Raw genomic sequence first — 7,611 nt, 5'->3', positions numbered from 1 at the left:
CCCGCGCACGCCGAGGGGCCGCCGAGAAAACCTATCTGAAAGGCACTGATCCGATCCAACGCCGACCCATGTTCGTCATCCATTTCGGCATCGGAGTCCATCACGGGGTCACGCGTGGTGATGATCCCGGCCAGCACGTGGTCGAGCCCGTCAGCGGCACTTAGCGTGAAGCGTGGCGACTTACCTTGAGCTACCCAAAACAGATAGACACCTGCGAAACAATCGGCTTGCTGCTCACGCACGAGGGTGGGGTCTTTCCTCGTCACCAGTTTCGCCATCTGCTGCAGGGCGTGCCCGTACTCGTGCGCTAACACAGCAGTGACAGACATGTCGCCAAAGTACTGCCGCACAACCGCCATGAACCCCCTCCGATCCCAGGCGATCAAGTTGCACCCTGAGGTGAAAAAGGCGTTGAGGACTTGGTAGGTCTTGTTGCGGCACACCATCGGACTCGTCGGATCAGTGGAGTCGTAGGAGACTAGCGTGCCAACCCGGACGAAAGTGCCGCTCAGTGATTCGCCGTAAGTTGCCTGCCAGTACTCCTCGAGCTCGTTGACCGATAGCAACGACAACTTATCGATATTCCCGTTGTCGGTGTTGACCACCGTGCCGGTGGGACCGGGTGCGTTGGAACGAATCCCGCTCGGACCGTTAATCGCGAGCAGTCCCCCCACCCTGAATGGATTGTCAAACATCGACAACCCACGCCCGTCGACGACCGTCGAGCATCCTGCTACCAGCAATACCGTGCTAGCGCAGGCGAATGCCACCTTCACCCCAACCGGACAATCATGGCGCGCGTAGCCCATGGCTGGGTGAGCGTCCATCACCTGACCGCGCAGCGGACTGAACATTATCGGTACGTTGTGTACACGAATCCCTGGGTCACGGCTGCGGTTTCGCGGGAGTGGGCCTTGGCGGGTTAATAGGGCCGCAATTCAACCCCGGAATACACCCGCCGTTACTTGGATCGGGGACAATGCTATTGGTAGCCGGCGCAGAAGGATCCGCTGGGGGCGCCGGCGTCACGCTGGAGGCAGGGTCTGCGATCGGTGTGGTGGTGTTGTTCGACAATTCACCTGCGCCGAATCCAACCGCCAAGGCCAGAATGGTTGCTCCGCCGGCCAGTGTGATCGCGGTTTTGCTGTGGGACTTCATCATGTTCTCCCTTCTATGCAAGGGCTGTCGCCCTCATCACCGTCAAACTTAACCTCTTATACCCTGCGGGGGTAGGGACCTAAGTCCTCTCCGGATGTAGCCCGACAGAACCCACGCGATGGGCAGGCGCCGCGCCAGAGTCTGGGCGGTTCGCCCCTGTACGGTGAGTTTTGGCCGCTGCTCGGCGCGATGGTGGCCGACGTCGCGATGACGGTGATTTCCGAGTTTCGCCGACGCGTATCGGCCAAGACGAGACGCCTCCGATGGCGATCACGCAGGCACATTAATCACGTTGAACACCAGAGGAACAATCCAATGACTGACACACCGCTGTGACAATTGAGGCGTACCAGGTCCACGGCCGGCGTGTCGAAATGGGGACCGGACTTGCCGCTGGCAATCGGCGCTCACCACCATGACTGTCCCCCGCGGACACGACTTTATACCCTACCGGGGTAATAAATAAGCGCGGCTGGCGTTAAAGCCAGTGAAGGTCACACCAGCTGACCTGCGAGGCCTCCGGGCACCCATGGGATTGCAGGGGCACAGTCGCCCTGCCCACACTGTCGGATGGACGGTGGCGCGGCCGTTGGTCAATCGATGCCCACTGCAACGAGTGTGAGCGCAGAACACTGCTGCACTTCGATGTTCAGCTACGTGAGATGCGTTCCAGCTCAATCTCTTCCGCCGATCCGCGGCCAAGTTCGCGGACCGCTGCGCAAGCGGATGTCACCTTCAGTGCAGACAACAACACGATTTCGAGCACGAAACAGCTTTTAGCGCAGCAAATTTCATAGATGTGCACTCGCCTATAAGGATGTCGCTCGCGGTTTGCTCGTGGCCGACATCCAACCGCGCCACAGCTGGGGACGCCCCTGTCCGCCGACACTCGCGACGGGCCGGTGGCTGGCGCCAACATGGCGTTGCAACCAGCCGCGGGCTACTCGCCCGCACCGCCAGGAGCCGACTGCTTTGTAGAATTAGCCGTATGCGCGAAATGTTCGATAGCGAAACGCGATTGTCATGGGTCCTGGCCGCGTTGGCCGGGTTGATTGGGGCCGCGGCATTTACCCATTCCGCCGGATACTTTGTGACGTTCATGACCGGCAACACCGAACGTGCGGCGTTGGGGTACTTCCGCCATCAGCCCTGGCTGGCTCTGACAGCGTCATTGCTGTTGGCGGCGTTCGTCGTTGGCGTGGTTGTTGCATCGTTATGCCGGCGCCACTTTTGGGTGGAGCACGCCCATGGCCCGACGGTACTCACCGCCTTGTCACTGGCCGCTGCCACTGTGGTCTGCGTTGCCACACACGGATGGTCGGCGACAGGCGAGCTCTCACTTACGCCGATCTTTTTGTTGCGTTCGGAGTTGGTGCTCTCAACACTTCTTTTGTGAAGGACGGCGAGGTCGTTGAGCTACGCGGTCGGCACGCTGGTCAAGATGGGCCAGGGTATCGAGCGTCACATCAACGGCGGCTCCGCGTCTGCGTGGCTGGGATACTTTCTGCTGTACCTAAGTTTCATCGTTGGCGCTTCGGTCGGCGGAGGTATTAGCCTGGTTGCCAATGGGTCCCAGATGCTGGCGGTCGCCACCATCATTTGTTCGCTAACCGCCGGTTACACGCATTTCCATGGCAACCGTCGGGTCTTTGTGAAGCAGTCACGCAGCCAACGCTGGTCTAGCCGATCATTGGCAGGAGCACTTCGAAAGAGATCCCGTTGACGGGTCCCCTTGGTGGACGCCTCCGCGAATTCGACCTGCCTCGACGACGTGGCAAGACTGATGCTCGCATTGGAGCTGAGAGTCACCGGCCTCTCGGTGGCACCGAGGCAATGCTCTCACCCGGCGAAAATCATGAGGTGATAAGTCAGCTCATCCCAGACGATGAACGATGACGTCGGGCTGGCGTTGCGGTGCGCCCGCGCTGCGGGCGTCACATTCGCCGCGGCACTAGACACTAGGCAATCTGCACAACTCGTGCGGGCGTTGCCGTCGCTGCGCAGACATCGCCGCGGCGCTGCTGGGGTCGGTAAGCACAGCTGCGGTGAACGGAGCCACCGCGCCAATGGTCGCGGCGGGTGAACACGACCCGACACAATCAGCAATGTTGAACGTCGACGCGGTAGGTATCGCAGTCCGGCAGGATCAGTGACACGTTCACGCTTAGTGCGCTGCCGTCAGGAAATAGCGGCTCGTCGCTCCACGCCCATTTGATCAGGTCCTGGTCGCAAGGCCACCGTGACGAGCACCACTCGTGCACCCGCGCCTCTAGTCACCACACCACCGAGCGTAGAGCCCCTGAATGAATTACCCTGTAAGAGTAGGTGGTAGGACGTGGGGGCAGAAAGTCGCCCATGCGGATTGGAGCGATCGGTACGCTCTCGAATCAAAACCCGGACCGCACTGGTAGGCGGTGTCGCCACCGTGGCAGTAGCGGCTGGAGTCGGTGGCGGCGTTTTTATCAAGCGACACAACGACATCGACACCAATAGCGACCCGACCGCAGGGACACAACACGCGATCCACTCCTTAATACGTCGACGCTGACCCGCCACCATTGCCCAACTGTGCGGAGTGCCCGGCGGCGCAAACGAATATCCCAGTCCCAGTTTTGAACCGTGCCATCCGCCACGTGCCAGCGGTGAGATGTCAAGGAACTAGCGAGTGTTTGTGAGGCAGTGGCGCGACCCCGCATCCGGGTGGCTTCTGCTCCGAGCCCGTTTATTCTTGCTCAGCGTTAGGGCCGCGGCATGGTAGGTGCCGTCGTGCTCGGGGTTTGCTGAGGACCCGTCGGTCCGCCCGGACCCATTCCACCGGGTCCCATCATGCCGCCGCCAGGTCCCATCATGCCTCCAGATCCCATCATCGGACAGCTAACGTCACGGCCGACGTTGGAACCCCGATGCCAGCTGTACGGGCCGCCTGAGGATAAGCCCAAGAAGAACCCCGAGAATAAGATCACCGCCACTATGAACACGACACCGGCAATGATGCCCACCCACGCAGCGGCCTGACCCAGCCGACTAGGCCGATCAGATCGCGCATCATAATTCGGCTGGCCAGTCACGTTTATCGATTCCCTAGCTTCTGGAGTTTGCGTCATGCGTTAGACGCTGCCACACATATACCCTGCCGGGGTAGGGACCAACGGCCCTAAAACACCCAGCGGGCTGCCGCTCCGTCCGAAAAGCCTAACCCGAAGTAGTACGGGCCCCGTTCACCATTGAGAGCAAGGTCCCGAAACTCCACGTCGACCACGATGTATGACAACAGCACGTGCGGCAACGGCTCGATGTGGATCGTCGGCTTGATTGTTTGATGTGCATCATCATCGTGTTGTTTTTCGACGGCGGCCACGACCCAGACCGTTCTTGCCATCGCCGACCCGGGGCTAATCGGTCCGCCCCACGACCAGTCGATGCAGCCTCAAGACGGACTCTCGGAGGGCTTTGCGTCCGGCGAGACCGACGAAGACAAACGCCGCAACGCATTACGCTGCTGCGGGAATACCGCCAGTCAAGATGGCTAGGTTGAAACGGGCCGCAGTACTCGCGATGTTCGTTCCACTCGCTTCAGGCACTGTCATCGGTCTGCGCTTCGATATCGGACGCGCTGTGTATCCGCACATGCCAACGCCGGCAGGACGCCCTTACGCGGGAATGGTCACGTCGCGCAACGCAATCAACCGTGTTGTGGATGACCTTCCTGCGGGCCACCGCGCCACCCATCGTAAGTGCGAGAGTTCGCCGTCCAATCACCGGCGGGCGTGCGCGCAAGGAAGCTTCTGCCAGCCGCGGAAGTCTCGCGTCACACCTAATCGCAACTCTGCCAAGCAGTTAGCTACCGGGCGAGACGATTGCCATCCGGGAACAGGGCCTCCCTGGTCGCGGCGCTCGTGCCGTTGACCGCACTGCTGGAGATCGTGTGCGGATTGTGGCCGGCCGCTAGACGAGCCAATCGTTGTGGCTCACGCTAATACTGGCAAGCGCCACAATGATATTGGCGCTAATCACCGCAAACGCCGGGCTCTGGCTCTACCACTTGACGGCCAACCCCAGCCCTCTCTTGCACCAACTCGCCGCCCGTGGCAGCACAATGATCACTTCTCGGCCGCCCTGCTGGCAATCGTGATCGGCCTCGTCATGTTGCGCATCACGGAACAGGGATCCCAAAAGCCCCGGATTCTCCTGCATACCATCGTGGGCATAACAGTTCTCATCGTTGGGATCTCGTCAATGGTCCAGATCTACCGCGTGGCTGATCCTGGCGGGCCTTCGGTCTCGGATGAAGAGATAACGCGAATGGAGCAAGTTCGCGTAACACAACAAGCGACTGAAACGTCTGGTGTGCAACGTCATCCCTGCGCACAGACTGACCTCCGCTGGTCCCGTGTCTACCAAATGGCGTACGCCGCCGCCATCGAGTGGAGCCATCGGGGAGTCCAGGGCTCATACCTGGCCCGCGCTGGAACTGACGATCGAATTGATTCGCGACGGCTAGCGTGAAGCTAACAATGATGACGCCCTGGTGAGGTTTGCGCTAGCCCGAGGGGGTCCGCGTCGACCAGCACTTGCCCCCGGGTGTCGCTGGCCGCAGTTTCGCGCACCCCGAACGCGACAACCGCGCTGACATGCCACATCGATCAGCGACGCGATGCACGCACGGCCAACGAAAAAAGAGGCAGACGATGAAGACACCCTAGGCGATCTGATCTGCCGCTCGGTTGCCTCCGCCGATGACGTACAGCCATTGATACCCGTTACAGGTAGTAGGTACCTCATCGATTGGGCAAACGTCGCCCGGCGCGGCATCGGTCGCCGCTTTTTCCTGGAAAGTCCGGTCTTTTCAGACCGACTGACAGCTGTTATGCCGGCGATCTCTGGCATATACCCCCCCGGAAATGCTAGCGTGAAGGTAGCTATGCGCCCCCGGGAACGTCATCCAAAACGCTGGTTGCGATACGTAACCAGCGCGGCGGTCGGTGTTTGGTTGCTCGGTATTACTGCTGGTTGCCACCTGCCCCATTCGGGACACCCCGCGCTTCACGGCGGGTCCGTGTTGACCGCTGCTGGCAAAACGATGGTTGCTGAATCGCCGCACAGGCCGAGCGCGGGTGTCGATTGCTGTTCGGTGGGACTCAAGGTCGGTACTCATCTAATGCTGGCATGCCGAATACCCGATTTGGTTGCGCTTGACCTCATCGTCACGGTTGTGGCCATGGTTGCTTCGCTGGCCGGGCCGGTCCGGTCGACAACGCGAGGCCCTCCCCGCCCCGTTGATGTTGTCGTCCATCAATCGGGTCAAGCTATCCTGACCCGCCTCTGCATCTCTCGTCGCTGATCGATCTGCGCCCACTGGCCGTGGTGCTCGGTTACCGCGGCCAGTGGGCGATGTTCAGATCCGTCGCCGCACAACGTCGCGGCATTTTGATGCAGAAAAGAGAACTTCATGAGGAACCTCCAACGCACTCGCTGCCTCGCAGCCCAGATCGTTAACAAGCGACAGGCGGTGTGGTCATGACAGCACATATCGAACCGAACCCCCAAGGGCCCCAGTGATCGGCACCGGGGTAACTGGATGCGCTGCCGCGTTAGTCCTGGCGCCTCACCGCTGGAATGTCACCGTGGTCTCCGACCGTGGGTGCTCGACGATGGCACCGCGATGCCTCGTGTGACCGTAGACCCTGCGCTGGCAATCGACACGAGCACCGAGCACCGTAACGTGGTCTTCATCGCGCCACGCGCCGACGACCACCTTCTGCTCGACGGATTGGTCGAACCCGGCGAATGCGAAACCGACCTCACCCTCAACAACTACCCGCCGACACGGGAGATCCTCAAGCGCTGCATCGACTTCACGCCGATCCTGCAGAAAGCTCGGCTAGAGACAGTTGACCCAATACGGTTGGAGCTGCGGCCTTTCCGTAGCACCGGTGTGCGCGAGCCAGGGGCGCCAATCGCGCACGACTATAGCCACGGCGGCGTCGGCGTCACATTGTCGCGGGGCTGCTCTTACCGAAGCGTCAGCTCGGCTTGCGGACTCCTTCAGGGTACGGCGTGGCCTGAACCCCCTGCGCGCAACGATTAACAACTACCCATCAAAGGAGGATAAAGAAAATGCTGCTCAATGTGAGCTTGCGCTCGGGAGAAGCTATTCACCCCCAGCGCACAACGACCGGCGCGATGCCGCGCAGATATCCGATCGGCGCCAGCACCGTTGGTGAAGGGACGCGGTGACGTCATGAATATGAATATGAATATGGCCATGGGTACAGCGCCGACGTGGCTCACCATCGCCGGCTGGATTATCACGTGGACGGGGTTCGTTGTGGCCGCGATGATGATCGTCGACATTTATGTGCGTGGTTACCGCCAGCCGGAGCGTGCGATGGAAGCCGTTTGGCCGATCACCGCCGTCTATTCCGGCCCGCTGGCGCTGTGGGCCTACTACAA

4 protein-coding genes and 2 pseudogenes are annotated in these 7,611 nt (G+C 60.8%); 4 read left to right on the top strand and 2 right to left on the bottom strand.

The window, feature by feature from the left end:
* The coding region (locus AC5Y5O_RS31535) for a neutral zinc metallopeptidase (protein ID WP_500028706.1) at nucleotides 1-809 on the bottom strand (809 nt) is incomplete at its 3' end.
* Nucleotides 810-1,975: 1,166 nt separating this feature from the next.
* Between AC5Y5O_RS31535 and AC5Y5O_RS31530 the strand changes: the two are divergent.
* Nucleotides 1,976-2,881: pseudogene (locus AC5Y5O_RS31530) on the top strand (DUF1275 family protein).
* A gap of 1,431 nt (nucleotides 2,882-4,312) precedes the next feature.
* Here the strand turns inward: AC5Y5O_RS31530 and AC5Y5O_RS31525 are convergent.
* Nucleotides 4,313-4,516: a hypothetical protein gene (locus AC5Y5O_RS31525; protein WP_139043420.1), complete on the bottom strand. Its 204-nt coding sequence runs from the start codon at nucleotides 4,514-4,516 to the stop codon at nucleotides 4,313-4,315.
* 1,296 nt (nucleotides 4,517-5,812) lie between these two features.
* On the opposite strand from AC5Y5O_RS31525, the gene lpqS reads away from it, so the two are divergent.
* The 3 genes and pseudogenes from lpqS to AC5Y5O_RS31510 form a co-directional block, all read left to right on the top strand.
* Nucleotides 5,813-6,499, top strand: a complete 687-nt coding sequence (gene lpqS, locus AC5Y5O_RS31520) for a putative copper homeostasis (lipo)protein LpqS (protein ID WP_491562437.1) — start codon at nucleotides 5,813-5,815, stop codon at nucleotides 6,497-6,499.
* A gap of 300 nt (nucleotides 6,500-6,799) precedes the next feature.
* A complete protein-coding gene (locus AC5Y5O_RS31515) occupies nucleotides 6,800-7,246 on the top strand; it encodes a hypothetical protein (RefSeq protein WP_500028705.1) in 447 nt (148 codons plus the stop codon).
* Between the two features lie 132 nt (nucleotides 7,247-7,378).
* Nucleotides 7,379-7,611, top strand: a pseudogene (locus AC5Y5O_RS31510) (hypothetical protein); the annotation flags it as partial.

This window comes from Mycobacterium sp. NGS40 (genome assembly GCF_059812735.1).
This window is presented reverse-complemented; position numbering and strand designations above follow the sequence as displayed.

Excerpts from the sequence above, each read along its gene's own strand:
- lpqS (WP_491562437.1), top strand. The coding sequence starts at position 5,813 with ATGCACGCACGGCCAACGAAAAAAGAGGCAGACGATGAAGACACCCTA.